The sequence below is a fragment of the Variovorax paradoxus genome, assembly GCF_030811855.1.
Lineage (GTDB): Bacteria > Pseudomonadota > Gammaproteobacteria > Burkholderiales > Burkholderiaceae_C > Variovorax > Variovorax paradoxus_L.
In genome coordinates, this window is the sequence record NZ_JAUSRN010000002.1 from 53,135 (window position 1) to 78,905 (window position 25,771).

Here is a 25,771-nt window from a genome sequence, read left to right on the forward strand (position 1 = left end):
CCCCCATGAACAGCAAAAGCACCACCGTCATCCCGCTATCCGAGGTCGGCCGCGCGCGCCCGGCCGTCTCGGTGCCGGAGACTGCCGTGCCCGCCACGGGGAGCCTGCTCGACCGCCTGGGCCGCCCGCTGACCGACCTGCGCATCAGCGTGACCGACCGCTGCAACTTCCGCTGCAGCTACTGCATGCCGAAGGACGTGTTCGACAAGGACTACCAATACCTGCCGCATAGCGCGCTGCTGAGCTTTGAGGAAATGACCCGGCTCGCGCGCCTGTTCGCCTCCCATGGCGTGCGCAAGATCCGGCTCACCGGCGGCGAACCGCTGTTGCGCAAGAACATCGAGGGGCTGATCGAGCAGCTCTCCGAGCTCCGCACCCCGGCCGGCGAGCCGCTCGCGCTCACGCTCACCACCAACGGCTCGCTGCTGCAGCGCAAGGCGGCCGCGCTGCGTGCCGCCGGCTTGCAGCGCGTGACCGTGAGCCTCGACAGCCTGGACGATGCGGTGTTCCGCCACATGAACGACGTCGATTTCCCGGTGGCCGACGTGCTCGCCGGCATCGACGCGGCGCTGGCCGCCGGCCTCGGCCCCCTGAAGGTGAACATGGTGGTCAAGCGCGGTACCAACGAGCAGGAAATCCTGCCGATGGCGCGCTACTTTCGCGACAACCACGGCGGCAAGGTGGTGTTGCGCTTCATCGAATACATGGACGTCGGCGCCACCAACGGCTGGCGCATGGACGAGGTGCTGCCCTCGGCCGAAGTCATCGCGCGCATTGGCGCCGAGTTTCCGCTCGTGCCGCTGGAGCCCAGCGCGCCGGGCGAAACAGCCCAAAGGTGGGCCTATGCCGACGGCGGCGGTGAAATTGGCGTAATCAGCAGCGTCACGCAGGCCTTCTGCCACGACTGCAGCCGCGCTCGCCTGTCGACCGAGGGCAAGCTCTACCTCTGCCTTTTTGCCAGCGCGGGCCACGACCTGCGGCCCCTGCTGCGCGGCACCGCCACCGACGAAGACATTGCCTCGGCCATCGGCCACATCTGGCAGGGCCGGGCCGACCGATATTCCGAATTGCGCGCACTCCGTGGCCCCGACAGCGCTGAGTCCGACGGCAACGACAACAACAAGGCGCCGCGCCGCGTCGAAATGAGCTATATCGGCGGATGACCTCCACACAAGATTCCATTTCCCCCAGCGAGATCACCGGCCTGCTGCTGGCCGGCGGACGCGGCTCACGCATGGGCGGCATCGACAAGGGCCTGCAGAACTTCAATGGCTCGCCGCTTGCCATGCATGCCGTGCTGCGCTTGGGCATGCAGGTCGGCGAAGTCATGATCAACGCCAACCGCAACCTGTCCGCCTACGAATCATTCGGCGTTCCGGTCTGGCCCGACAGCCTGGCCGACTATGCCGGTCCGCTGGCCGGCTTCCTCACCGGTTTGGAACGCTGCGAAACGCCCTATCTCCTCACCGTGCCGTGCGACACGCCCCTGTTTCCGCTCGATCTGGCCAGCCGTCTGGCCGAAGCGATGGTGGCCGACAACGCGGAGATCGCCATGGTCAGCGCTCCCGAGGCTGCCGCCGAACCCGGCGAGGCGCCGGTGCTGCGGCCGCAGCCGGTGTTCTGCCTGCTGCGCACCACCCTGCTCGAAAGCCTGGTGAACTTCACCCAGTCCGGCGGCCGCAAGATCGACGCCTGGACCGCGCAGCACCGCACGGTGCTCGTCCCCTTCGACCGGCCCGGCGATGCACCCGACGCCTTTTTCAACGCCAACACGCTGGCTGAACTGCACGCCCTTGAAAACCGATGAGCCGCATCGCCGACATTGCCGCCGCCCTTGAAGGCTACGACCCCCAGGCCCTGAGTGTCGGCGGCGTGCAGGCTTTTCTGGCGCAGCTCGTGGGCCCGGCCGTGGTTGCGGAAAGCGAAATGGTCGGCGTACGCGAAGCACTGGGCCGCGTGCTGGCCGAAGACATCATCTCGCCCGTCAGCGTACCGCCGCACGACAACTCGGCGATGGACGGCTTTGCCTTCGATGGCACCATCCTGCGCGACGATGCACCCACGGACGAGTCCATCGTGCTGCGCGTGGTGGGCACGGCCCTGGCCGGCACGGCCTGGCGTGGAACCCTGGCGGTTGGCGACGCGGTTCGCATCATGACAGGCGCCGTCATGCCCGAGGGACTCGACACCGTGGTTGCGCAAGAGTTCTGCAAGATCGACGGCGACCGGGTGAGCTTTCCGGCCAAGGTGCTGCGGCGTGGCGACAACCGCCGCTTTGCCGGCGAAGACCTGATGCAGGGGCAACCGGCTCTGAAGCGCGGCGAACGCCTGTCGCCCGCCGCGCTCGGCATGGTCGCGAGCCTAGGTCTGCCCTCGGTGCCTGCGCTGCGACGCCTGCGCGTGGCCTACTTTTCGACCGGCGACGAAATCCTGAGCCTTGGCGAGCCGCCGCGCGAGGGCGCCGTGTACGACAGCAACCGCTACACGGTTTTCGGCCTGCTCACGCGGCTGGGCTGCGAGGTCATCGACCTGGGCCTGGTTCGCGATGATCCCGCCACGCTCGCCGCCACGCTCCAGCGCGCGGCCAGCGAGGCCGACGCCATCATCACCAGCGGCGGCGTGAGCGTCGGCGCGGCCGACCATACGCGCGCCGTGATGCAGCAGTTGGGCGACATGGCGTTCTGGCGCATTGCCATGCGACCAGGACGGCCGATGGCAGTCGGGCTGATTCAACGCAACCAGGCCTCCTCACCTCAAGCGGGCGCTGCGGTGCTCTTCGGTCTGCCGGGCAATCCAGTGGCCGTGATGGTGACTTTTCTAGCCTTCGTTCGACCCGCACTGCTACGCATGATGGGCTGCCACGAAATCGCCGCGGCACCGCCGCCCCTGCTGCGCGCGCGCAGCGTGAGCGCCATCCGCAAGAAAGCCGGCCGTACCGAATATCAGCGCGGCTTCGTGCAGGCCGTGTCCGGTGCGCTGCCCGAAGTCCGCATTGCCGGAAACCAGGGTTCGGGCGTGCTGAGTTCGATGGTCGAAGCCAACGGGCTCGTCGTGCTGCACCACGATCAAGCCAGCGTGGCTGCAGGCGATGAAGTCGACGTGATGATGTTCGACGGGGTTATTTAGCTCGCCCCCAGTCTTTCGCGCCTCAGATTCGGCCCAAGGCCTTGTCCACGCCCTTGTTCGCGAGCATGTCCGCGCGTTCGTTGCCGGGGTCGCCGGAATGGCCCTTGACCCAGCGCCACTCGATCACGTGGCCGCCCTCGGCCACCAGCTTGTCGAGTTTCTGCCAGAGTTCGACGTTCTTCACCGGCTGCTTGGTCGACGTGCGCCAACCCTTGGCTTTCCAGCCGCGGATCCACTCGGTGATGCCCATACGCACGTATTGGCTGTCCAGGTAAAGAATGACCTTGCAGGGCCGCTTGAGAGCAGCCAGGCCCTCGATCACGGCCGTGAGTTCCATGCGGTTGTTGGTGGTATCGAGCTCGCCACCGAACAGTTCCTTTTCGGTGGCGCCCGACTTGAGCCAGGCGCCCCAGCCGCCCGGGCCGGGATTGCCTTTGCAGGCGCCATCGGTGTAGATCACGACTTCGTTCAAAACTTACTTTTCCTTCTTCTTTCGATCCATCGATCGCTATTCATTCATCAATCATTTCAGTCGCGGTGGTCAGCCTTGTGCACCTTGCCCGCAATCGACACCGGCGCCGTCGCGCGCGCCGCGGCGCGACGCCAGTCCGCACTCAACAGGCGCATGCCGCGCACCCGCTTGACCGCCACCACGAAATACACGGCACCGAAAATCGGCCACCAGCGCTCGCCGGCGGTGTCCATCCAGCGGCAGCGCTCCAGCCAGGCTTCGCTGCGCACCGCAGGCCGGTAGACGCCAAAGCGCCCCGACTCCACCTCGAAGCTCAGGAGCCGCAGCCAGTCCCGCATGCGCCAATAGCCGATGAACTCGCCGCCTTCGGGCAGAAAGAGGTCGCCAAACCCGAGCTTGCGGTACAGGTGCGCGCGGCGCTGCCGCATACCCCATAGGCTGGCTGGGTTGAGCCCGCAGATCACCACTCGGCCTTCGGGCACCAGCACGCGCTCCACTTCGCGCAAGGTGGCGTGAGGATCCTGGCTCAGTTCCAGCGCGTGCGGCAGCACCACCAGATCCAGGCTGTTGGCTGCAAACGGCAGCGCCGCAAAATCGGTAAAGAGCGCAGCCTTGCTGCCCTGCACGAGCTCAGGCAGCGCCAGCCAGCGGTGCGGCATGCGGTTGGTGCGCAGCCCGTCGACACCTGCCGCTCCGAGCTGCAAGGCGTGATAGCCGAAGATGTCCGCGACCGCCTGGTCGAACTGGGCCTGCTCCCACGCCAGGAGGTACCGTCCAGGGGGGGTCGCGAACCAATCCTGCAAACCTATAATTTGACCGCTCATGACCCTCGTTCCGCTGCCCGCCTTCGCTGACAACTACATCTGGATGCTGCAGGACGGCTCCAACGCGATCGTGGTGGACCCGGGCGACGCTCAACCGGTATTCGACGCGTTGACGCGCGACAACCTGCAGCTCGCCGCGATTCTAGTCACGCACCACCATCACGATCACACGGGCGGCGTGGAGGCGCTCCATGCGGCCTCTGGTGCACGCGTCTTCGGCCCGACGCGCGAGAGTATTCCCGACTCACTTGCGGCGCTGCCGGGCGACACCCGCGTATGCTGTGCCCACGAATACACACTTGCTAACCTGGGTTTCGCCTACGCGGTGGAACCCGGCAATACCGATCTGACTCACTACACCGCGCGCTGCGAAAGCCTGCGCACACAGGGGCAGCCCACGCTGCCCTCGCAACTGGCAACCGAACGCCGAATCAACCCCTTTCTTCGCAGCCGCGAAGCCACTGTCCTTAGAGCGGTGCGCGAGCACGCCGAGCTTTCCGCCAATGCGGCCGAAGCCGACGTGTTTGCTGCTCTGCGCCAATGGAAAAACGACTTCCGATGAAACTTATCGCTGCTGTCTGCCTTGCTGGCTCACTTTTGCTCGCGGGCTGCGCGAGCACCACGAGCGGCCCCTCTTCGTCCTCCTCTTCTTCGACTCCCGCCTCGCAGCAGCCTACCGCGGGAGGCACCGGCTCCAAGACTTCGAGCAGCGCCGCGCCCGTCTATCCGGGCGGCCCCCTCACCCCCATCACCAGCAGCGAGGCCCACTCGCAAAGCGTCGTCACGCTGGCGCCGCCCGCCGACATGTGGGACCGCATCCGCCGCGGCTTCAAGATGCCGAACCTCCAAAGCGACCTGGTGCGCGACCGCGAGCAGTGGTATGCCAGTCGGCCCGACTACATCCAGCGCATGACCGAGCGCTCGAACAAATACATCTTCCACATCGTCGAAGAGCTCGAGCGGCGCAACATGCCGACCGAACTCGCGCTGCTGCCGTACATCGAGAGCGCGTTCAACCCGCAGGCCATCTCCAGCGCGCGTGCCGCGGGCATGTGGCAGTTCATGCCGGCCACCGGCACCGACTTCGACCTGAAGCAGAACATCTTCCGCGACGACAGGCGCGACGTGGTGGCCTCGACCCGCGCCGCGCTCGACTACCTGCAAAAGCTCTACGGCATGTTCGGCGACTGGCAGCTTGCCCTGGCGGCCTACAACTGGGGTGAAGGCAGCGTGAGCCGCGCCATCGCCAAGAACCAGCGCCTCGGCCTGCCCACCACCTACAGCGATCTTTCGATGCCGGCGGAAACGCGGCTGTACGTGCCCAAGCTGCAGGCCGTGAAGAATATCGTCGCGAATCCGCAGGCGTTCAACACCGAGCTGCCGCTGATCGCCAACCACCCGTACTTCCAGACCGTCACGCTGACGCGCGACCTCGACGTTGAACTGGCGGCCAAGCTGGCCGACATCCGGCTTGAAGACTTCCGCGCCCTGAACCCTGCCGCGCACAAGCCGGTGCTGCTGGCCGCCGGCACGCCGCAAATCCTGCTGCCGTGGGACAACGCAGCCGTGTTCCAGCGCAACTTCGACGCCTACTCGCAAGGCCAATACGCAAGCTGGACGGCATGGGTCGTTCCCAACACCATGACGGTGGCCGATGCGGCCCAACGCTCGGGCATGAGCGAAACCGACCTGCGCGCGCTCAACAGCATTCCGCCGCGCATGCTCATCAAGGCCGGCTCCACGCTCATCGTGCCGCGCGGCGCCCGCGTCAAGGAAGACGTAACGGCCCTGGTGGCCGACAGCGGCCACCTGAGCTTCCAGCCCGAGATCGTCAATCGCCGCACCACCGTCAAGGCGGGGCGCAACGACAGCGTGGCCAGCATCGCGCGCCGCTACAAGCTCAAGCCCGACAGCGTGGCCGAGTGGAACGACGTCAAGCTCAACCATTCGTTCAAGCGCGGCTACAGCGTGGTGGTGTACCTGCCGGTTCGCGCGGCAGCCGAGGCCCGCGTGGGGTCGGGCGCCGCACCGACGCGCGGACACGCGGCCGTTGCCGACAAGCGCGGTGGCGGCACGGCAAAGGCCGTGGCCGCGCGCGGCACCAACATCGTGAAGTCACCGGCCGGCAAGCAACAGCAGATCGTGCGCGAAAAGCGCGGCGGCACGCCGGTAAAGAAGAAGCGCTAAGAAGCGCGGAAGCCGAGAAGCGCTAGAGCTTTTCGGTTTCTCCGCTGCGCGGCTGCCACTTCATCAGGCGTTTTTCGATCAGGCCGACGAGCCCGTCGAGCAGCAGTGCGAAGGCCGTCAGCACCACGATGCCGGCGAACACGGTGTTCACGTCGAACGTGCCTTCGGCCTGGAGAATCAGGTAGCCTACGCCGCGCGCCGAGCCCAGGTATTCGCCGACCACCGCGCCAACGAAGGCCAGCCCCACCGAGGTGTGCAGGCTCGAGAACACCCAACTGGTGGCGCTTGGCAGATACACGGTGCGCAGCAACTGCCGCTGGTTGGCGCCCAGCACCCTGGCATTGGCCAGCACCACAGGACTCACTTCTCGCACGCCCTGATAGACGTTGAAGAACACGATGAAGAACACCAGCGTGACGGCCAGCGCCACCTTGCTCCAGATGCCCAGGCCAAACCAGAGCGCGAAGATCGGCGCGAGGATCACGCGCGGCATCGAATTGGCGGCCTTGATGTAGGGATCGAGAATCAGGCTGGCTGTGGGCGCCAGCGCCAGCCAGAGCCCGCACGCGAGGCCGAGCACGGTGCCAATGCCGAAGGCCAGCACCGTTTCAAGCAGCGTGGTGCCCAGGTGCCGGTAGATGTCCGCATTGCCCTTCAGCCCCTCGGGGAACAGCAGGTTCGGCGGCACCTCGAACGGCAGGAACCAGCTCCAGACGCGTCCTGCCACCTGGATCGGCTCACCAAGAAAAAACGCGATCTGCTGGTTGCGCGACGCCGCATGCCAGCCCACCAGGATCATCGCCAGCAACACCAGCTGCCAGAAGCGCGCATTGCGTTCGTTGAGGCTTGGCATCATGCGGCTTTCTTCAGTTGCTGCGCGTAGCCCTTGAGCACCTCGTCTCGCAGCACTTCCCAGATTTGCGTATGCAGCTCGACGAAGCGCGGCTGCGTGCGAACTTCTGCCACGTCGCGCGGGCGCGCGAGGTCGATGACAAATTCGCCTATCGGATGCGTGGCCGGCCCAGCCGAGAGCACCACCACACGGTCGCTCATTGCAATGGCTTCGTCGAGGTCGTGTGTGATAAAGAGCACCGCCTTCTTCTTCGCGCTCCACAGTTCGAGCACTTCGTTTTCCATCAACTGCCGCGTCTGGACGTCTAGCGCACTGAAGGGTTCGTCCATGAGGATGATGTCGGGATCGAGCACCAGCGTCTGCGCCAATGCCACGCGCTTGCGCATGCCACCCGAGAGCTGGTGCGGATAGCGGTCACCGAAGCCGGAGAGGCCCACGCGCGAGAGCCAGGCCTCGGCCTGCTCACGCGCCTCGGCATCGGGCACGCCGCGGTATTGAAGTCCAACCATCACGTTGGCAACAGCGCTGCGCCACGGCATCAGCGCCTCAGTCTGGAACATGTAGCCAGCTCGCGCATTGACCCCTTGCAGCGCCTGGCCGAAGACCTTGATGGTGCCTGACGACGGCTCCAGCAAACCGGCGCCGACATTCAGCAACGTGGACTTGCCGCACCCGGTGGGGCCCACCACAGAGACGAACTCCCCGGCCCGCACGCGCAGCGTGGTGTCTGCCACCGCGGTGTAGCGCTGGCCCGGATCGTCCTTCGAGTGAAAAGTACAGATGATGGAGAGAAGTTCGAGTGCGTAGTCGGACATGTCTGGCAGGAATTCTGGCGTCGGCCGCCACAAGAAAAAACCCGGCCTAAGCCGGGTCGCGGGGACGTTCGGAGTCAGGCTTTGAACCTGTCTTTCGCGCGCCTAGCAAAATCGTTGGTGTAGGTTTTGGTGAGGTCGATCTTCTCGGGCTTCACGGAGGTATCGAAGCTGGCGATGGCGGCAAGCGCGGTCTTGGGGCCCTCGGCCGGTACGAGGCCGTCGGTGGCGATCGATTCGCGCACCTTGTCGAAAGACGCAAGGTACAGCGCGCGGTCACCGAGCAGATAGGTCTCCGGCACCGTCTTGATGATGTCGCCGGGGCCTGCCGTCTGCAGCCACTTGAGGCCGCGGACGATGGCATTGGCAAGTGCCTGGCAGGTGTTGGGATTCTTCTGGATGAAGTCCGTCGGCGCATAGAGGCAGGCTGCGGGCATCGGCCCGCCGAACACCTGCTGCGTGCCCTTGAGCGTGCGCGTGTCGCTGATGATCTTCACGTCGCCCTTCTGCTCGAGCATGGTCATTACCGGGTCGGTGTTGCTGATAGCGTCGATCTGGCCCGAACGCAGCGCCGTGAGCGCGCCAGCCGCCACTCCCACGCCGATGTAGCTCACATCGCTGGCCTTGAGGCCCCCGCGCGACAGCACGAGGTTGGCCACCATGTTGGTCGACGAACCCGGCGCCGACACGCCGATCTTCTTGCCCTTCAAATCCTGGATGCCGGTGTAGCCCGCCATGTTCTTGGTCGACACGCCCACCGCGATCTGCGGTGCGCGGCCCTGCAACACGAAGGCCTGGAAGAACTGGTTCTTGGCCTGCAGGTTGATGGTGTGTTCGTAGGCGCCGGAGCAAACGTCCGCCGAACCACCGACCACCGCCTGCAGTGCGCGCGCTCCGCCAGCAAAGTCGGAAATCTCGACATCGAGGCCCTCGGCCTTGAAGTAGCCGAGCTGCTCGGAGATGGTGAGCGGCAGGTAGTAGAAGGCCGCCTTGCCGCCAACGGCAATGGAAATTTTTGTCTTCTCGAGCTTGGCTTGCGCAAAAACCCGCGGCAGCGCGATCGATGCGGCAGCGACTGCGGAGGCGGTGAGAAGGGTTCTGCGAGGAAGCATGGAACGGACCTGCGGGCTCATTGATTCTTTAGACCGAATCGAGCTTAGGGGTGCGCCCCTGTCGGGTGCATCGGGGTCATCCCGTGCGGGTTTTCACGTAAGCATGAAGACCTCTTCGGCCTCTGCCAAACGGCTTATCGCGCGACGAAAAGAATCGCGATGTTGACCAGGAATCCGAGGGCCCAGAGCGCACTGCGTACGCTGCCAATGCCCTTGATGTAGGCCGCGAGATAAAGCACTCGCAATACGACATAGGTCGCCGCCAGCATGTCGAGCCGCGCCTGGTTGGCGCCCAGCTGGTGCGCGATGATCACCGCGCCAATGAAGAACGGCAGCCCCTCGAAGCTGTTGGCTTGCGCACTGTTGGCGCGCGCGCGCCAGCCGCTCTGCCTGGCGGCCCAGTCGCGCGGATGCGTGTTGTCGCGCGGACCGAAACTGCCGGTTTTGGCGATCCACGCTGCGAGATACGGCAGCCCGCATGCGATGAACACGCACCAGTAGGCAACGGTGAGCAATGAGAAAGTCATTCGGTTTTATTGTTGTCTGCGTTGGGCAGCGGCCGCGCCGGCCGCTGTGCGCTAGCGACGGTCGACTAGGGCATGCGCGATGGTGCCGAGGTCCACGTATTCGAGTTCGCTGCCGGCCGGCACACCGCGCGCAAGGCGCGTCACATTGAGGCCGCGCTGCCTGAGCGCTTCGCCGATCACGTGTGCGGTGGCCTCGCCCTCGGCCGTGAAGTTGGTGGCCAGGATCACCTCGCTTACCGTGCCGTCGAGCGCACGGTCGAAGAGCTTCTGCAAGCCGATGTCCTTGGGTCCGATGCCATCGAGCGGGCTGAGCTTGCCCATCAACACGAAGTAATAGCCGCGAAAGGCCCCCGTGCGTTCGAGCGCGGCCTGGTCGGCGGGCGTTTCGACCACACAGAGCTTGGTCGCGTCGCGGCGCGCATCGAGGCAGACGTTGCACACGGGCGCCTCCGTGAAGGTGTTGCAGCGCTCGCAATGCCGCACGTTGCCCGCCGCCTGCTGCAACGCGCGCGCAAGCAGCTGCGCGCCTTCACGGTCGTGCTGCAGCAAATGAAACGCCATGCGCGAGGCCGACTTGACGCCGACACCGGGCAGGCGGCGCAGTGCATCGACCAACGCGTCGAGCGAACTGGCGTCGGCCATCAATGGCTCAGAACGGCAGCTTCATGCCGGGCGGAAGGCCCGGCATGCCGGCCGTGAGCTTGCCCATCTTCTGCTCGCTGGTTTCCTCGGCTTTGCGCACCGCTGCATTGAAGGCGGCAGCCACGAGGTCTTCGAGCATGTCCTTGTCGTCGGCCAGGAGGCTCGGGTCGATGGTGATGCGCTTGACGTCGTGCTTGCAGGTCATCACGACCTTGACGAGGCCGGCGCCCGATTCACCTTCGACCTCGATAGTGGCCAGTTCTTCCTGGGCCTTCTTGAGGTTGTCCTGCATCGCCTGCGCCTGCTTCATGAGGCCGGCCAGTTGTCCTTTGTTGAACATCGTTGGTCCTGATTGGTTGGAATGGGGGAAGGATAAGAGAGATGGCGGTCGAACCGGAATGCCGCAAGTGCCGGCACGAGTTTTCAGTAGCGTTCTGTCAGGCCGGCTTGAGGGTTCCGGGCACGATCTTCGCATCGAATTCACGCATCAGCATCTGCACTTCGGGGTCGTTGCGGATGGCGTCCTCGGCCACGCGCTGGCGCTCTTCCGCGGCCTGCTTGTTGCGGCGCGCGGGGCTGTCGACCACGCCGCCGATTTCAATGGCGAGTTTCACGCTGTGGCCGAGCGCAGCCAGTGCGTCGCTGAGCTTCTCACGGGCCGAAGGCTGGTTGAGCAACTCGCGCTCCACCCGAAGTATCCACTGGTCGACGTCGCGCGCCACCAGCTGCGACTGCAGCGCGAGTTCGCGCGCCAGGGCATTGATGCTCTCGGCCGCGATCATCTGCGTGACCATGGCGTGCCAGAAATCGCCGTCTTCGCTGGGTGGAATGGGCGGTGCCGGGCTGCGCTGCTCGTCGGGGCGCGGCACGTCGCGCTGGCTCGGCGGCGGCTGGACGCGCATCGGAACGGCAAGCACCTTAGCGCCCGTTTCCCACGGCGGAGGTTCAGCCATGGCGGGCGGCCTCGCCTCGCTTTGCCTGATGGGCTCGCTGACAACGGCAAGGCGCTGTCCCGCCGGCGCCGAAGGGGCCTGCCGCGCCGCAGGCGCGGCGGCTGGAACAGGCGATTCGACAACCTCTGCCGCCCGAGCCGGTGCTACGGCCGCAGGGGCCGAAACCGTCTTCCGGGCTTCATTCAGAGTTTTTTTTTCCGTGGAGGCCGAGGAAGAAGCCGCGTTGGAAGGCTTGAAGGCCAAAAGCCGCAACAGCACCATCGTGAGCGCCGCGTATTCGTCGGGCGCCAGGCCCAGCTCTCCGCGGCCGTGCAGGCACAGGCTGTAGAGCAATTGCGTTTCGTCGGCCGGCATGAGGGCCGCGAGGCGTGCCGTGTCGGCCGCATCGGGGTCGGTGGCCGAATCGGCCGACTCGGCCCGCGAAGGCACCGCCTGCAGCACGGCCATGGCCTGCAGCACCGCCGTCATTTCTTCCAGCGTGGAGGCGGCGGACATGCCATCGCGCCGCAGCGCCTCGGAGGTGTCGACCACCGTCTTGCCATCGCCCTCTGCCAGCGCCTCGATCAGCTTGAACACATGGCCGCGGTCCACGCTGCCGAGCATCTGGCGCACGCCGGTTTCCAGCAGTTCGCCGTTGCCGAATGCGATAGCCTGGTCTGTGAGCGACAGCGCATCGCGCATCGAGCCACGTGCGGCACGGGCGAGCAGACGCAACGCCTGCGGTTCGGCCGGCACCTGCTCGGTCTGCAACACGCTCGTCAGGTGCTCCAGCACCGTTTCGGGCGCCATCGGCCGCAGGTTGAACTGCAGGCAGCGCGACAGCACCGTGACCGGCACCTTCTGCGGATCGGTGGTGGCGAGCACGAACTTGAGGTATTCCGGCGGCTCCTCGAGCGTCTTCAGCATCGCGTTGAACGCGGTGTTGGTGAGCATGTGCACTTCGTCGATCATGAAGACCTTGAAGCGCCCCTGCACCGGCTTGTACACCGCCTGTTCGAGCAGCGATTGCACCTCGTCCACGCCGCGGTTCGATGCCGCGTCCAGCTCGGTGTAGTCGACGAAGCGGCCCGAATCGATGTCCTTGCAGGCCTGGCAGACCCCGCAAGGCGTGGCCGTGATGCCGCCCTGCCCGTCCGGGCCCTGGCAATTCAGCGACTTGGCCAGAATGCGCGAAACCGTGGTCTTGCCCACGCCCCGCGTGCCGGTGAAAAGATAGGCGTGATGCAGCCGCTGCGTGGTCAACGCGTTCTCGAGCGCCTGCACCACGTGCCCCTGGCCAACCATCTCACCAAAGGTTTTAGGACGGAACTTGCGAGCGAGCACGAGATAAGACATTGCGGGCATTCTAAAAGGGGCGGCGCCCCTTCCCAGTCCGATCCCGGAATCAAAAAAAGAGCCGTTTTTTCGTGGGATACCGCGGAACCGGCTTTGCCGGGCCGCTGGTATCGCCCCCAGCAGGGGGGTGGGCGAAGCGACACGAAGTGCGCGCAGCCTGGGGGGTTACAATAGCCTTTGACGGGCCTCCCTGCATGGTGAAGTGGCCAACCGGGTCAGGTGGGGAACCAAGCAGCCCTAACTGCGTAGTCAGTGCCAGGGGTAAGGCTCGTCAACCTAACATCAAAAAGCCGTGAGTTCCAAGGACTTACGCGCTGAACAGGGGGCCCTCGCTCCCAACCTCACGTGCTTCCGGCGCCAACGAGCATCTCGCATGGCCCGACGAAGCCTTCGCTGCTTTCGAACTGTCGCAGCGCCTCTTCAATGGCATCCCAGGTGCTCGCGCGCTCGGCCTCGTCGAGCCCGACCATCATCTGGTGCAGCGCTCCAAAAGACTCTCGTTCGAAGCGCACGCATTCGGCTGCGCTCGCCAGCCGCACCGGCGACGGCACCCGGCGTACTTCGATGTCGTGCAAGCCGGCTTTGGCAAACGCGGCCTCGAGCGAGCCTTCGGCACCGAGCGAAAACGGTCCGGGCTGACCCGGCAGCGGCGCGGGAAGCCGCGCGCGTTCGCGAATGATCTTCACGGGGATCGAGAAAAATGCATTGCGCTCGGGGGTCGAGTAGACGACAGCCGACACCCGCCCGCCCGGACGCAAGGCCCGCCGCATGCCGGCGAGCGCGCGCTGCTGGTCGGGGAAGTAGATCAGGCCCACGCGGCTGATTGCCGCGTCGAAGCTGCCGGCGGGCAGCGTGTCGAGCGCCTCGCCGTCGAGTTCAAGGGTCTCGAGGTTCGACAGTCCCGCGGCCTTGGCATCCGCGGCCGCGCGCTCGAGCAAGGCCGGCGCGATGTCGGTAGCGAGCACGCGGCCACTGGGGCCTGCTCGCCGCGCGGCGCCGATCGACTGCTCGCCCGCGCCGGCCGCGATGTCGAGTACCCGGCTGCCGGGCTCGATGCGGGCCAGATCGAACATCGTTTCCGTCGCGTCGCCCAGCCAGCGGCCGAGAAACGGCCCCCAGCGATGCCAGGCCTCGGCGGCAGCCTGCCATTGGGCGCGGGTGGTGGTCTTGAAGGCGGCGGCGTTGAATGCCGGCGCGGCTGTGACGGTGTCCATGATGTGTCTCCATCGAGTGAGGGAGCCTCAAGAATGGCAGCGCGGCCCGAGGTTCGCCAGTCCAGAATTTGTACTGGCCTCGGCTCCCCTCAAGGACTAAATTGGCACCATGATCGACTACGGCCAGTTTTGTACCGTGGCGCGCGGCGCCGAGGTGCTGTGCGAGCGCTGGACGCCCTTGGTCGTGCGCGAGCTGCTGTGCGGCAGCACGCGCTTCAACGACATCCGGCGCGGCGTGCCGCGCATGTCGGGCTCGCTGCTGGCACAGCGCCTGCGCAAGCTGGAGGAAGTGGGTGTCGTCAAGCGGCTCCAGGGCAACGGCAGCACGGCCGAATATCACCTGACTGCGGCGGGCGAGGAGTTGCGCCCAATCGTGATGGCCCTGGGCCATTGGGGTGCGCGCTGGATCGGCAGCCGGCTCAAGCGCGACCAGCTGGACGCCGGCTTCCTGATGTGGGACGTCCGCCGCTTCGTGCGGATCGACGAGTGCCCGCGCGCGCGCTGCATCGTGATCCACTTCCGCTTCACCGACGCAGCCGAGGGCGAGCGGCGCTGGTGGCTGGTCGTCGACCAGGGCAGCGCCGACCTCTGCCGCGACAACCCCGGCGACGAACCGACGCTGATTGTCGAATCGACCGTGCGAACCCTGACCGAGATCTGGACCGGCGACCTCGACGCCGAGGCTGCGTTGCGCGAGCGGCGCCTGCGCGTCATCGGCACGGAATCCGATACCCGCGACCTCTGGCGCTGGCTCGGGCGCAGCGTTTTCGCCGACACCCGGGTCGCAGCGCGGTCAGTGCCAGGGGCAAGGCTCCTCAACCTAGCATCGAAAGGATAGGGCAGGCAGGCGGCCCCTCACCGGCGCTGAATCCGCCGCCGCTGCATCCAGCTAACCAATCTGCCGTAGTCCGGCCATGACCTCTTCGGTCGGCGGCAACTCGCTGGTTCGCCAGACCAGCCGGGCGTGACGATCGAACAGATAAACCTGGCCGGTATGGCGGTCGCCCGCTGCCGCGCCTCCCGTGAACAGCGAGAGCATCGACTCAAGTGCCTCGGGGGCTGGCGCCGCCGCGCTCCACGTTGGCCTTGCGCCGAAGCGCCGCAACCAGGCGCTCAGTGCAACAGGGTCGTCGGCCAGCGGGTCGATGCTCAGCGACAGCAGACGCACCGCCGTGTAGCGCTCCGACAGCAATGCCGCCTGCAGCGTCGAGAACAAGGCCCCCTGGATCGGGCAGACCGTGCTGCATCCGGTAAACATCAATTGAACGGCAGTTGGGGCGCCTCGCAACTGCGCCGCGAGCATCGGTGTGGCGCCGTCGTGGCGCCGCAGCGGCAGGGCCGGAGCCGACACCGCCGGCAGCACCGGGCCGATGCTGGAGTTTGCGCGTGCCGGAGGCACACCCAGCCACGCCAGTGCACCGGCGGCAAGCAGGCGCCGGCGCCCGCGGGATGCAACCAGCGAGGGTATGAAGGGGCCCTGCGCGTTCATTGGGTTCATTGAGAAAGGGCTTGCGTCAGGTAGTCCCACAACGCCGCGCACTGGCCTTCGTCGGCATCGAAGCGCGGCATGGCTCGGGGCAGCGCGACATGGGCCGGGTCGATACCGGTGCGCAGCGTGCGGCAGAAGGATGCGCGCTCGTACGCGACGGGCGGGCCGCCGCGGCGCGGGAGGACTTCGCGCAATTGGCGCCGGTCGAGCGGCGGCGCGAAACCGGAGACAGCGGCAGTGGACTTGCCGGGGCCCGCGTGGCACTGGATGCAGCGCGTCGCTGCGCCCGGGAGAGGCGCGCTGTGGCCGGACAGCGTGCCGGCGAGTGGCTCGGTGCCATCGAACAGGCGCGCGCCGCGCGCCACCGAGGAAGGCACGGCGGCTTCAGGCTTTCCGGACCACGCCGGGCCAAAGGCCAGTGCGGTTCCGAGCGCCAGCGCCAGCTTAATCATCGAAAGCCTTGGCTTCGCGAAGCGGGCCGGGCCGCTACCGGATGTTGATGGTGCGCGCCACGCTCGGCACGCCGCTGCTGTCGAGTGCAAACAGCATGTAGTTGCCCGGCAGCACCGTCCCGCGATCGGTCGGAATGCCCAACTGGTAGTTGCCTGCCGTGCCCGTGAATGACAGCGGGATGCGGCGCTGATCGGTGTTGACCGAGTGAGTGGCCGACGCCATGCGCACCAGCGCAAAGCGGGCCGCTGCGCGGTCGGTCGCCACGGCGATCTGGCTCCCCCATGTGGCGCTGGCCGGCGCGGCCGTGATGGCCGGGCGGGACGCCGGCGAACCGTCGCTTGCCAGCAGGTACGGTGGCGTGTAGATCTCGGCATCCGGGTGGTCGCCCGCACAGTCGCACAGCCCGCCGCCGCCCGCCAGCACGCGTCCGTCCGGCAGCAGCAGGGCCACGCTGTGATAGTTGCGCGGTTTCTGCATCGGCGGCACCGTGATGAAGCTCTCCAGCTCCGGGCTCCACAGCTCGGCCGCCAGCACACTGTAGGAGTCCGAAAACGGAACGGGCTGCGTCTGTCCGCCTATCACGAACACCTCGCCGTTAGGCAGCACCACGCTGTTGACAAAGGTTCGGCCATAGGCCATCGGCGAAAGCTTGCGCACCGTGGGCGCCGTCGGCGCGCCCGCGCTGATGTCGATGATGTAGGCGGTCTTGAAGGCGTTGCCGCTGTCGTGGTTGGGCGCGCCGCCGAGCTTGAGGATCTTGCCGATGTCGTACATCACGGCGCTGGCGGTCATGGCGTAGGGGTCGTCGCTGCGTAGCCCGGCCTGCAGGATGGCGCCGCTGCCGCGCGTGTCGATCCAATGCATTGCGGCAGCAGGCCCGGCGTGGAATACCCAGCCGTTGGCGGCGCCGAACAGCCACATGTGGTTGTCGCCCCGGTAGACCCCGGCCGCGTCCGGGCCGGCCAGCGGCGGGTTCGAGACATTGCTCGCATCGGGCATGTTGGCCGGTACGCCGGACAGCGTGCGCCAGGTCTTGGTGGCGGCCGACCACACCTCGCCGTACTTGCCGCCCTGCCCGCCGTTCCACGACCCGCCGACTGTGAACACGGAGCCGTCGGACATCGTCGTGCTCGCCTGGTAGGCACGTGCAATGCCGAGTTGCGCACCCGTCACCCAGCCGCCCAGCGCCGGGTCGTAGATCGAGGTCTTCGTCGCATCGCTGCCGCCGCTGACCAGCACGCTGCCATCGGCCAGCATGCTCAGGCCAGGGCAGAACATCTGGTGGCCGGTGGCCGTGACCACCAGCGGGCTGGCGCTTCGCGTGACGGGGTCGAACACCGAGGTGTAGGTGTACGCCTCGCTGCTGCTCGTGCTGAAGCTGGTGGGCGAGCGGGCTGCCCACAGCAGCAGCTTGCCGTCGGGGAGGTTGGCGGCCGATGCGGGCACGAGTGGCAGCGCGATCAGATCGGACCAGGGCTTCACCGCGGCGGTCGATTGCGCCGCGGTGTATCCGGCTGCCGTGAACAGGTACTCGTTGGCCGGCAGCCACTTCCCCTTGAATCGGGAGCGCAGCCGGACCACGAGCCCCGCGCCGTCTATGGGAAGGTTTGTCACCGTCAGCGTTGTCGCACTTGTCGATGTGTCCACCACGGGTGTCGCCGAAGAGGCCGACAGGATCGTCAGGCCGTACTGGTTGGCACCCGTGTTATTCCAGACGAAGGTCGCGCTGCGACTTGCGAACTTGGTGCCGGGGGACGGACTGATGAGGGATGCCGGCTGTCCGTCTGGTGGAGCCGGCTTGCTTGCCGATGCGGACGTGCCCGCCAGCGTCGGATTTGTGCCCTGCGCGCGGGCGCCGCCTCCTGCGTCACCGCCGGACCAAACCAGGAACACCAGGGATGCATAAGCAAGCCCGCGCGCGGCGCGCGGCGATGTAACGCTGGTCATCGCTGCTCCTTTTTTTTGTCTGAGCGGTAGCTTATTCCTTGTGTGCGCAATAAACAATACAAAAGTATTCAGTTATGCCTTCAAAGGCCCAGGTGCTTGATCGCTCCGCGCGCCGCGGCCGCCCCGCTGGCCATCGACGCCGTCAGCAGGTAGCCACCGGTCGGCGCTTCCCAATCGAGCATTTCTCCCGCCACGAACACGCCCGGCAACGCGCTGGCCATGAGCCCTTCGTTGAGCGTGTCGAAGCGCACGCCACCCGCAGTGCTGATGGCTTCGTCGATGGGCCGGGTTGCGACCAGCCGCAGTGGGACGGCCTTGATCGTCGTCGCCAGTTGCTCGGCGTCTTGCATGGCTTCCCGGCTCAATGCCTCGTGCAGCACGCCGGCCTTGATGCCTTCCAGGCCCAGCCGGCTCTTGAGGTGACTGCTGAGCGACCGTGCGCCGCGCGGATGCTTGACGGCGGCCAGCACCTGCTCGGCGCTGCGGTCGGGCAACAGATCGAGCAGCAGCGTCGCGCTGCCGTGCGCGGCGATTTCGTCGCGCAGCAACGCCGAAGCCGCGTAGATGAGACTGCCCTCGATGCCTGTTGCCGTTGCAACGAACTCGCCCTTGCGCGCAAAGCGGCGCCCCTGGCTGTCGGTGAAAGAGATCGCGACCGACTTGAAGGGCTGGCCCGCAAAACGGCTGGAGAAATGCTCGCTCCACCCTGCCCCGTCGAATCCGCAATTGGCAGGCAGCAGCGGCGCAATATCGACGCCGCGTTCTTGCAGCCATGGGGCCCATGCACCGTCGGAGCCCAGCCGCGCCCAGCTCGCACCGCCGAGCGCAAGCACCACCGCATCGGCCTTGACCGTGGCATTGCCGGTTGGCGTGGCGAACCGCAACGATGCGGCGTTGAATGGCACATCCCCAAGCCAGCGATGGCGCATGTGAAACTGCACGCCCGCCGCGCGCAGCCGGTGCAACCAGGCGCGCAGCAACGGCGCGGCCTTCATGTCGGTCGGAAACACGCGGCCCGACGTGCCCACGAAGGTCTCGATGCCGAGGCCGGCGGCCCATTCGCGCACCTGCTGCGGCGCGAACTGCGTGAGCATGGGTTCGAGCTGCGCGCGGCGCTCGCCGAAGCGTCTCATGAACACATCGAAGGGCTCGGAATGCGTGAGGTTCAGCCCGCCACGGCCGGCCAGCAGGAACTTGCGGCCCACCGAGGGCATGGCGTCATAAACGTGTACCTGTGCGCCGGACGCGCTCAGGACTTCAGCCGCCATCAGGCCGGCGGGTCCGCCGCCGATCACGGCGACGGTATGGGAAAGAGTCATTCGAGATTTACCAGTTCGCCCTGCCCGGTCAGGAACGCGACGCGTACCGAGGCACCGGGATAGGCATGTTGCACTGCCGCGCGGTAGCGCTGCATCTGTGCGATCAACTCCGCGTCCCGTTCAGGGCGCGCGGCAGATTTGTAGTCGAGGATCCACCAGGCACCGCTGGCGCGCTCGCGCACCAGCCGGTCGATGCGCAGCGTTTCGCCTTCGTGGACCAGGGTCACTTCGTTGCCATGCCAGTCGATCATGCGCTCATCCCACGCCCATGCACCGGCTCCCGCGCGAATGCGCTCGGCCAGCACGGCGGCGCCGCGCGCCTGTTGCGCATCGAGCATGAACTCGCGGGCCGCAGCGCGCACGTGCGCGGGTGGCAGCGCCTCGCCCGGCACTGCCCACTCAAGCAGCCGGTGCATCGCCTGGCCGAACGCGGCAGCCCGTGCGTCGACCGTTGCGGTAACGGCCTTCTTGACGGCCACTGGTTCTTTGGCCGCGGGCGCGAGCACAGGCATCCTGTTCATCGAGAAACTGCCAACTACGGACTCCACCGGCATCAGGACCAGCGGCTCGTCGGCTTCCGCCGGTTCGCACATCGACTCGAGCCGCGACCACCAGCTGCTCTCGTTGGCACGGGCAGGCTGCACCGACGACAGCACCAGCCGCTCGCGCGCCCGCGTGGTCGCGACATAGAGCCCGTTGAGCTCTTCACGATGGCGCGCCCGCTGCTCTTCTTCGAGCAATGTGGTGGCGCAGCTCGGCGGCGTTTTTTCGCTCGCCATGAACACGAAACGCGTCGGTGCGCTGTCGCTGCCCTTCCATTCGACCAGTACGCCCATGGTCTGCGCGCGCGGTGACGGAGCATCGCAATCGAGCATGAGCACAGTGTCAGCCTCGAGGCCCTTGGCGCCATGGACGGTCAGGAGCTGCACCGCATCGGGTACGGCGACGGACGGCGCGCGTACGCCGCCTGCTCGCAATGCACGCACCAGCGCGTAGGGCGTGGCAAAGCGCGCGCCCTCGATGTCGAGCGATGCCGCGACCAGCCCGCGCAGATTGGCCAGCGCGCTCTGCCGCATCGGGGCAGGCACGGCGGCGCCGAACTTGGCCAGCACGTCGCCGTCATGAAAAATTGCATCGATCGCATCGTGCGGCGGCAATGCCGCGAGCCAGCGCTGCCATCGCTTGAGCGAGGTGCCGGCTTCGACCAACGCCGCGGGCAAGCCCTCGCCTTTCTGAAGCAATCCGAACCAGCTCAGGGAAGGTTGCTCGCGCTGGCGCAGCGCCAGTTGCACCAGCGCATCGTCGCCAATGCCGAACAGCGGCGACTTGAGTGCACGTGCCAGCGAAAGATCGTGCGCGGGTGACACCAGTGCATCGATCAGCGCCACCACGTCCTGCACCTCGGGTGCGTCGTGCAGTTCGTTCTTCTCGGGCTGCTGCACGGGAATATGGCGCTGGCGCAGCGCGTCCTGCATGGCGGCCAGCCGGTTGCGCCGGCGCGCCAGCACCATGATCTGCCGCGGCGGCGTGCCGTCGGCAATGCGCTGCGCCACCCAGCGCGCAGCCTGCTCGCATTCCTTTTGCAGCAATTGCTCTTCGGGCAACACGCGCGGGGTCACGAGGCTGTCGCGCCAATGCAGCATGCCGTCGTCGGCTGGCGCGGCCTGGGCGACGGTGTTGAGGGCATCGCGGTCGATGGCGGGCAGCTTGAGCAGTTCGCCTTCGTCGTTGCGCTCCGTTGTGTGGGCGCGGTAGCCGTCGAACTCTCCGGCCTCTTGCGCAGCCAGCATGGCCTGGTTCACCAACCCGACGACGGCGCGCGCGTTGCGGTGGGTGTGGTCGCAGTTGAGCAGCTCGCCACCGAGACCTTCGCGCACGAACTTCTTCGCCGCAATGAACACCTGCGGCTCGGCACGGCGGAAACGGTAAATGCTCTGCTTCGGGTCGCCCACGATGAAGACGCGCGGCGCGCTGCCGCCCGCACCGGTGTAGGCGCTGAGCCAGCCGTAGAGCGCCTGCCACTGCAGCGGATTGGTGTCCTGGAACTCATCGATCAGCAGGTGCGCGATGCGCGCGTCGAGCCGCTCCTGCACCCATCCCGACAATGCCGACTGGCCGAGCAGCAGCTGTGCAGCCTGCTCGACATCGTTCATGTCGACCCAGCCATGCGCGCGCTTCACCTCGGCAAAGGCGGAGATGAGGATGCGCGTGAGCCGCGTCATGCGTTGCTGGTAGAGCCAGGCCGCGTGCTGCGCCTGTGCTGCACACAGGGTCTGGAGCTCGGCCTCCGCCTCTTGCGCGGCGGGGTATTTCTGCAGATTCTTCGTAAGCCGGTCTTCGGCGGCGACGAAGAAGTTCTTGCGCAGGTGCGCCAGTGCGGCGGCGCGCGACTCGCGCGGCGGCTCACCGGTGCCGAACACGTCGATGATCGCCTCGGCGGCCTTCTGCGGCGTCTTGTTGGCCTCGCGGCCGAGCGCGGCGGCACGGTCGAGCCAGCGGCGCCTGACCGCTTCTCCGCTCAAGGCATCGGTCGGATCGTCCATGCCTTGAAGCGCGGGATGCATGGCACTGAAGTGCTGCACGGCGGAGGCAGGATCGGACAGCACGAACTCGACGCGGCGCGTGAGCGCTTCGCCCAGCGCCTTGGCGGTCTGCGATCGGCCATAGGTGGCGACGACGGCGTAGTAGTCGGCCAGAGCCTCCTTGTCGGAGGTCACGGCTTCGAAGAAGGGCCGCCAGGTGCGTGCGCGCGCCTCGGCATCGTCCTCGAGCAGTTCGTAGTTCGCGGGCAGGCCGAGTTCGCGCAGCACTGCCAGCGGCGCGTTGCGCAGCAGGCCCGCAAACCAGGCGTGGAAGGTGCGGAACTGCACCGGCCGTCCGCCTTCGAGCAAGCGCCTGTAGAGGCCCTGCAGGCGCGGCACGGCGCCTAGCGCGGCCGCAGGTTCCACGCCCCGAACCACGAGTTCGCGCACCAGATCCTCGGGGCTGCGCTCGGCGAATTGTTCGAGCCATTGGTCCAGGCGCTCGCGCATCTCGCCGGCGGCCTTCTTGGTGAAAGTGATCGCCAGGATCTCGTGCGGCTCGCAGGCGGAGTCGCCCTCTTCGAGCAACGCGCGCAAGATGCGCGACACCAGCATCCAGGTCTTGCCCGCGCCGGCGCAGGCCTCGACGGCAACCGATCGCCGCGGATCGCAGGCGACGGTGTAGAAGGCCTCGCGCGTGACATGCCGGCCGTTGTGTTCGTAGGCGGCGCCGTTCATTTCGCCAATGCTCCAGCCACCATCGAAACCGGGGGCCTCTCGACCTCCCAGAAGTCTTTACGGCAGAGGCCGCGCGCCGCGCAGTAGTCGCAGATTGCGCCTTCGCCCAACGGCGGCAGCGCCGCGCCTTGCGCAATGCGGACGAAGTCATCGAGGATGCCCGCCACCAGCGCATCGCGCGCCTCCACCACCACGGGCTGTTCGACGGTCTGCGTGCCCGACGACTTCTCGCCGACGTTGACGTAGGCGGCGCGCAGCGTGTCGTCGGCAACCAGCGCGGCATAGAAGGCCAGCTGCGTGTCCTCGGTCGGGTCCTTCACGCGCTCCTTGGTCACCGCGGCGGATTCGGTCTTGTAGTCGATCACGAAGGCCTGGCCGTCGGGCATGCGGTCGATGCGGTCCAGCCGGCCGACCAGTTGCAGGTTGCCCAGCGGTTGTTCCTTCCACGGCTCCGACTCGACGAAGACGGCGCCGCTTGCCTCGTGCTCCCCAAGCCATTGCAGGTAGCCGTCGCGCACGGCCGGCCAAGCCGCGGCGAAGGGCAGAAACTCGGCATCAGACAACGCGAACTCGCGGGTGGCATCCTCTGCCGCCGCGCTCATGAGGGCCATGCGCTCGGCGGCGTCGTGGGTCGGCTTCTCTTTGAGCGCTTCATGAAAATAACCCAGCACGGCGTGCAGCCAGTTGCCGAAGTCGCGCTTGTCGACCTCGGCATCGAGCTCGTCCGCGCTGCGCAAGCCCAGTTGCCGCAAGGCAAAGAAGCGGTAAGGACAGCGGCGCAGGTCCTCATAGACGGTAGTCGAGATGTTCCGCAGCGGCAGCAACGCGCCGGAAGGCGTTGGATACATCGTCGGCTGCAGAGCCACCTCACGCGGCGTGCGCGGGTCTGTCGCAAGCTGCAGGGCATGGTCGAGCTGCAGCGCCTGCACCAGCGGGCTCGGGCGGACGGGCTCGCCGCTGGCATCGGACTGCCGCCACAGAATTTCGCAGCACGGGTTGCACAGGGCCGCGGCCCAGGCTGCGCGTTGCGCGGCCTCGAGGGTTTCGCGTGCGGGCAGGCCCAGTTCGGCGCGCTGGGCAGCACTCCAGTTGCCTGGCGGCTCGGGCGACGCCGGCAAGCGCCGGTCGTCGCAGCCGGGAATGACCACAGCGCCGAACGCGCGGCCCAGCAACTGGTGCAGCGGCAACACCACCACCTGGGGCGCGTCGCTGCCGGCTGGCGGCACGAAGCTGGCATCCTCAAGCACGTCGCGCACCCAGGCTGTGAACTCGGCCAACGTGTGGCGTCCGCCGGGAAAATCGTCGTCGTCGCCGTGCGCATTGGCATCGAGCCACAGCGCGCCGATAACCTTGGCGCCGGCCATGTCGGCTGCGAGCGACTCCCATTGGGCACCGGCTTCCAGCAGTTCGCGTAGCGCGCGGAGCCAATCGGCCAGTGGCCTCGACTTGGCCATGGCCATGCGGCGGCCTTCGATGGCTTCGGTGAACGGGAGCAGCGCGATGTCCTGCGGCTTCTCGCTGCGCGCCACCTGCCCGCACCAGGCGGACCACTCGCGCACGCCTTCGCGGCGCAGCCGAGCCTCCAGCGCCTGAACAGCCATGGCATCGCCGTCAGCGCCGCTCTTGAGCCAGTCGAGCACCTGGTCGCTGCCTGCGTCGTGCGCAGAGGCGCGCAGACCGCTCATTACCGTGGCGGCGGCGCGGGTGGTGGAAAGTTTCCAGCCGGTTTCGTCGTGCGCCGTGATGCCCTCGGCCTGGAGCTGCGCACCGATGCGCCGCGTAAGCGCGCGGTCGGTGGTGATCAGCGCGACCGGTGCCCGGCCCTCGGCCAGGTGCCGCAGCACGCAGGCAGCCGCCAGTTCCGCTTCGTCTTCAGGGTCGGCAGCCACATGGGCGCTGGCCGCCGCGGCTGGCGAGGCCGTAGGAACCAGCGAAAGATGAATCGCGCGATCGCCCCACAAGGTGCAAAGCGTCTGCGTCAGCGGATCGGTCTGGAAGCCGTCAAGCACGATGAGCGCATCGACCTGGGCGCGCACGTTCTCGCGCAGCAGCACATCGGTGGCGTAGCCGGAGTTGGCGGCCCAGGCCACCGCCACGCGGATCAGCGCGCTTTCGATGCGAAACCATTCCGACTCGCTGCCCGCCTCGGCCACGTGAGCCGCCCGCTGCGCCCATTCGCTGCCCCGCTCTTCGGGGAGCGCGGCAGCCGCCAGGGGCGCAAGTTGGTATGCCAGCTCGACCACGCGCCCGGCCAGCGCAAAGCGCTCAGCGGTAAAGCCGGCCTGCGACAGCAGTGCCTGGGCCGTGACCAGGTCGTGCGCCATGTCGAAGGCGATGTCGTAGCCCGAGGGCAAGAACCCACCCGCGCTGCGCGCCCAGTTGCGCGTGGTTTCGAAACGCGGCACGAAGCCCGGGGTCCCGCATCGCGCCCACATGCTGCGCCCCACGCCCATCAATTGCGCATACGGCACCAGCACCACGGTGCGCGCCGCGTGCAGCTGGCGCTGTGCAATGGCGCCGGCAATGCGCGCGACGACGCCATCGGCGGGGTCGCACCACAGGGCCTGGACGGGGTGGCCTTCGTTCATGTTCTGTCGAGGGGTTTGGGAGCGTGGAGGCGCGACGCGCAAAGGGCTTTTGCTATCGGTGTCATAGCGTTCCCGCTGGCACCCCACCCCTTGGTTTCTGTCACAATGACCAGCACTTTAGCTGCACCGAAACTCTCCGCGCACAAGGACACATCTCATGGCCAGCGACCTGATCAAACACATCTCCGATTCTTCCTTCGAAGCCGACGTGCTCAAGTCCAGCCAGCCCGTGCTGGTCGACTACTGGGCCGAATGGTGCGGTCCCTGCAAGATGATTGCGCCCATCCTGGACGAAGTGTCGACCGCCTACGAAGGCAAGCTGCAGATCGCCAAGCTCAATGTGGACGAGAACCGTGACATCCCGGCCAAGTTCGGCATCCGCGGCATCCCCACGCTCATGCTCTTCAAGGACGGCCAGCTGGCCGCCACCAAGGTTGGCGCCATGAGCAAGGCGCAACTCACCGCCTTCATCGACCAGCAGCTCGCCTGAGGCATTTCAACCGGCCAGCGCGCAATGCGTTGGCCGGACGGTTTTTTGCTGTCATAATCTCCCACAGATCACCGGCCCCTTCGAGGTAACCGGTTCGAGTTCCCCGGTTTGTGAAGCAGCTCTCGCTTCACACTAAACCTCCCCCCGTTTTTCCGATCGATTGCCCCG

23 protein-coding genes and 1 other RNA gene are annotated in these 25,771 nt (G+C 66.8%); 8 read left to right on the top strand and 16 right to left on the bottom strand.

Features of this window, described 5'->3' with window-relative positions; all coding sequences use genetic code 11:
• Positions 1–5: 5 nt before the first annotated feature.
• Genes moaA through moeA form a run of 3 tightly spaced genes read left to right on the top strand, consistent with a single transcriptional unit; the run spans position 6 to position 3,126 of the window.
• Positions 6–1,163, top strand: coding sequence for a GTP 3',8-cyclase MoaA (gene moaA / locus J2X92_RS05105; RefSeq protein ID WP_082517488.1), 1,158 nt, complete (start codon positions 6–8; stop codon positions 1,161–1,163).
• The gene (gene mobA / locus J2X92_RS05110) at positions 1,160–1,807 is read left to right on the top strand and encodes a molybdenum cofactor guanylyltransferase MobA (protein WP_055799991.1); all 648 of its coding nucleotides are present in this window, start codon (positions 1,160–1,162) and stop codon (positions 1,805–1,807) included. Before moaA ends, mobA begins: the two co-directional genes overlap by 4 nt.
• On the top strand, positions 1,804–3,126 hold the full coding sequence (moeA, locus tag J2X92_RS05115; RefSeq protein ID WP_307573957.1) for a molybdopterin molybdotransferase MoeA: 1,323 nt from the start codon (positions 1,804–1,806) through the stop codon (positions 3,124–3,126). The genes mobA and moeA overlap by 4 nt, the downstream gene beginning before the upstream one ends.
• Before the next feature lie 22 nt (positions 3,127–3,148).
• Here the strand turns inward: moeA and rnhA are convergent, their stop codons facing one another.
• Positions 3,149–3,598: a ribonuclease HI gene (rnhA, locus tag J2X92_RS05120; protein ID WP_307573959.1), complete on the bottom strand. Its 450-nt coding sequence runs from the start codon at positions 3,596–3,598 to the stop codon at positions 3,149–3,151.
• A gap of 56 nt (positions 3,599–3,654) precedes the next feature.
• On the bottom strand, positions 3,655–4,422 hold the full coding sequence (locus tag J2X92_RS05125) for a class I SAM-dependent methyltransferase (protein WP_307573960.1): 768 nt from the start codon (positions 4,420–4,422) through the stop codon (positions 3,655–3,657).
• Here J2X92_RS05125 and J2X92_RS05130 point away from each other — a divergent pair.
• Positions 4,421–4,984: a hydroxyacylglutathione hydrolase C-terminal domain-containing protein gene (locus tag J2X92_RS05130; RefSeq protein WP_307573961.1), complete on the top strand. Its 564-nt coding sequence runs from the start codon at positions 4,421–4,423 to the stop codon at positions 4,982–4,984. The two genes, J2X92_RS05125 and J2X92_RS05130, sit on opposite strands and share 2 nt — an antisense overlap.
• Positions 4,981–6,609, top strand: coding sequence for a transglycosylase SLT domain-containing protein (locus J2X92_RS05135; RefSeq protein WP_307573962.1), 1,629 nt, complete (start codon positions 4,981–4,983; stop codon positions 6,607–6,609). Before J2X92_RS05130 ends, J2X92_RS05135 begins: the two co-directional genes overlap by 4 nt.
• Positions 6,610–6,631: 22 nt before the next feature.
• Here the strand turns inward: J2X92_RS05135 and J2X92_RS05140 are convergent, their stop codons facing one another.
• The 7 genes from J2X92_RS05140 to dnaX form a co-directional block, all read right to left on the bottom strand.
• Complete coding sequence (locus J2X92_RS05140; protein ID WP_307573964.1) at positions 6,632–7,465, bottom strand: ABC transporter permease; 834 nt, start codon at positions 7,463–7,465, stop codon at positions 6,632–6,634.
• On the bottom strand, positions 7,462–8,277 hold the full coding sequence (locus J2X92_RS05145; protein ID WP_307573965.1) for an ABC transporter ATP-binding protein: 816 nt from the start codon (positions 8,275–8,277) through the stop codon (positions 7,462–7,464). Before J2X92_RS05145 ends, J2X92_RS05140 begins: the two co-directional genes overlap by 4 nt.
• A 74-nt stretch (positions 8,278–8,351) precedes the next feature.
• Positions 8,352–9,386: an ABC transporter substrate-binding protein gene (locus J2X92_RS05150; RefSeq protein ID WP_307573967.1), complete on the bottom strand. Its 1,035-nt coding sequence runs from the start codon at positions 9,384–9,386 to the stop codon at positions 8,352–8,354.
• Between the two features lie 134 nt (positions 9,387–9,520).
• A complete protein-coding gene (locus J2X92_RS05155; RefSeq protein ID WP_307573969.1) occupies positions 9,521–9,913 on the bottom strand; it encodes an MAPEG family protein in 393 nt (130 codons plus the stop codon).
• 51 nt (positions 9,914–9,964) lie between these two features.
• Positions 9,965–10,555: a recombination mediator RecR gene (recR, locus tag J2X92_RS05160; RefSeq protein ID WP_307573971.1), complete on the bottom strand. Its 591-nt coding sequence runs from the start codon at positions 10,553–10,555 to the stop codon at positions 9,965–9,967.
• A gap of 7 nt (positions 10,556–10,562) precedes the next feature.
• Positions 10,563–10,895, bottom strand: a complete 333-nt coding sequence (locus J2X92_RS05165) for a YbaB/EbfC family nucleoid-associated protein (protein WP_012747441.1) — start codon at positions 10,893–10,895, stop codon at positions 10,563–10,565.
• A 97-nt stretch (positions 10,896–10,992) separates the two neighbouring features.
• Positions 10,993–12,843 carry a DNA polymerase III subunit gamma/tau gene (gene dnaX / locus J2X92_RS05170; RefSeq protein ID WP_307573975.1) on the bottom strand — a complete coding sequence of 617 codons (1,851 nt, stop codon included), beginning with the start codon at positions 12,841–12,843 and terminating at the stop codon, positions 10,993–10,995.
• Between the two features lie 179 nt (positions 12,844–13,022).
• On the opposite strand from dnaX, the gene ffs reads away from it, so the two are divergent.
• Positions 13,023–13,119, top strand: an RNA gene (gene ffs, locus J2X92_RS05175) — signal recognition particle sRNA small type.
• Positions 13,120–13,184: 65 nt separating this feature from the next.
• Here the strand turns inward: ffs and J2X92_RS05180 are convergent.
• Positions 13,185–14,057 carry a class I SAM-dependent methyltransferase gene (locus tag J2X92_RS05180; RefSeq protein WP_307573977.1) on the bottom strand — a complete coding sequence of 291 codons (873 nt, stop codon included), beginning with the start codon at positions 14,055–14,057 and terminating at the stop codon, positions 13,185–13,187.
• Between the two features lie 109 nt (positions 14,058–14,166).
• On the opposite strand from J2X92_RS05180, the gene J2X92_RS05185 reads away from it, so the two are divergent.
• The gene (locus J2X92_RS05185) at positions 14,167–14,895 is read left to right on the top strand and encodes a winged helix-turn-helix transcriptional regulator (protein ID WP_307573979.1); all 729 of its coding nucleotides are present in this window, start codon (positions 14,167–14,169) and stop codon (positions 14,893–14,895) included.
• Positions 14,896–14,946: 51 nt separating this feature from the next.
• On the opposite strand, the gene J2X92_RS05190 is transcribed toward J2X92_RS05185, so the two are convergent.
• The 6 genes from J2X92_RS05190 to J2X92_RS05215 all read right to left on the bottom strand — a co-directional run bounded on the left by J2X92_RS05190 (position 14,947) and on the right by J2X92_RS05215 (position 25,113).
• The gene (locus tag J2X92_RS05190) at positions 14,947–15,555 is read right to left on the bottom strand and encodes an SCO family protein (RefSeq protein ID WP_307573981.1); all 609 of its coding nucleotides are present in this window, start codon (positions 15,553–15,555) and stop codon (positions 14,947–14,949) included.
• Positions 15,552–15,998, bottom strand: coding sequence for a hypothetical protein (locus J2X92_RS05195; RefSeq protein WP_307573982.1), 447 nt, complete (start codon positions 15,996–15,998; stop codon positions 15,552–15,554). Before J2X92_RS05195 ends, J2X92_RS05190 begins: the two co-directional genes overlap by 4 nt.
• A gap of 34 nt (positions 15,999–16,032) precedes the next feature.
• Positions 16,033–17,946, bottom strand: coding sequence for a galactose oxidase-like domain-containing protein (locus J2X92_RS05200; protein ID WP_307573983.1), 1,914 nt, complete (start codon positions 17,944–17,946; stop codon positions 16,033–16,035).
• 80 nt (positions 17,947–18,026) lie between these two features.
• Positions 18,027–19,265 carry a TIGR03862 family flavoprotein gene (locus J2X92_RS05205; RefSeq protein ID WP_307573984.1) on the bottom strand — a complete coding sequence of 413 codons (1,239 nt, stop codon included), beginning with the start codon at positions 19,263–19,265 and terminating at the stop codon, positions 18,027–18,029.
• Positions 19,262–22,525 (bottom strand): UvrD-helicase domain-containing protein, encoded by a 3,264-nt coding sequence (locus J2X92_RS05210; RefSeq protein ID WP_307573987.1) that lies wholly within the window; start codon positions 22,523–22,525, stop codon positions 19,262–19,264. The genes J2X92_RS05205 and J2X92_RS05210 overlap by 4 nt, the downstream gene beginning before the upstream one ends.
• The gene (locus tag J2X92_RS05215; protein ID WP_307573989.1) at positions 22,522–25,113 is read right to left on the bottom strand and encodes a PD-(D/E)XK nuclease family protein; all 2,592 of its coding nucleotides are present in this window, start codon (positions 25,111–25,113) and stop codon (positions 22,522–22,524) included. The genes J2X92_RS05210 and J2X92_RS05215 overlap by 4 nt, the downstream gene beginning before the upstream one ends.
• 157 nt (positions 25,114–25,270) lie before the next feature.
• On the opposite strand from J2X92_RS05215, the gene trxA reads away from it, so the two are divergent.
• Positions 25,271–25,603, top strand: a complete 333-nt coding sequence (trxA, locus tag J2X92_RS05220; RefSeq protein ID WP_012747433.1) for a thioredoxin TrxA — start codon at positions 25,271–25,273, stop codon at positions 25,601–25,603.
• The last annotated feature ends 168 nt before the right edge of the window (positions 25,604–25,771 follow it).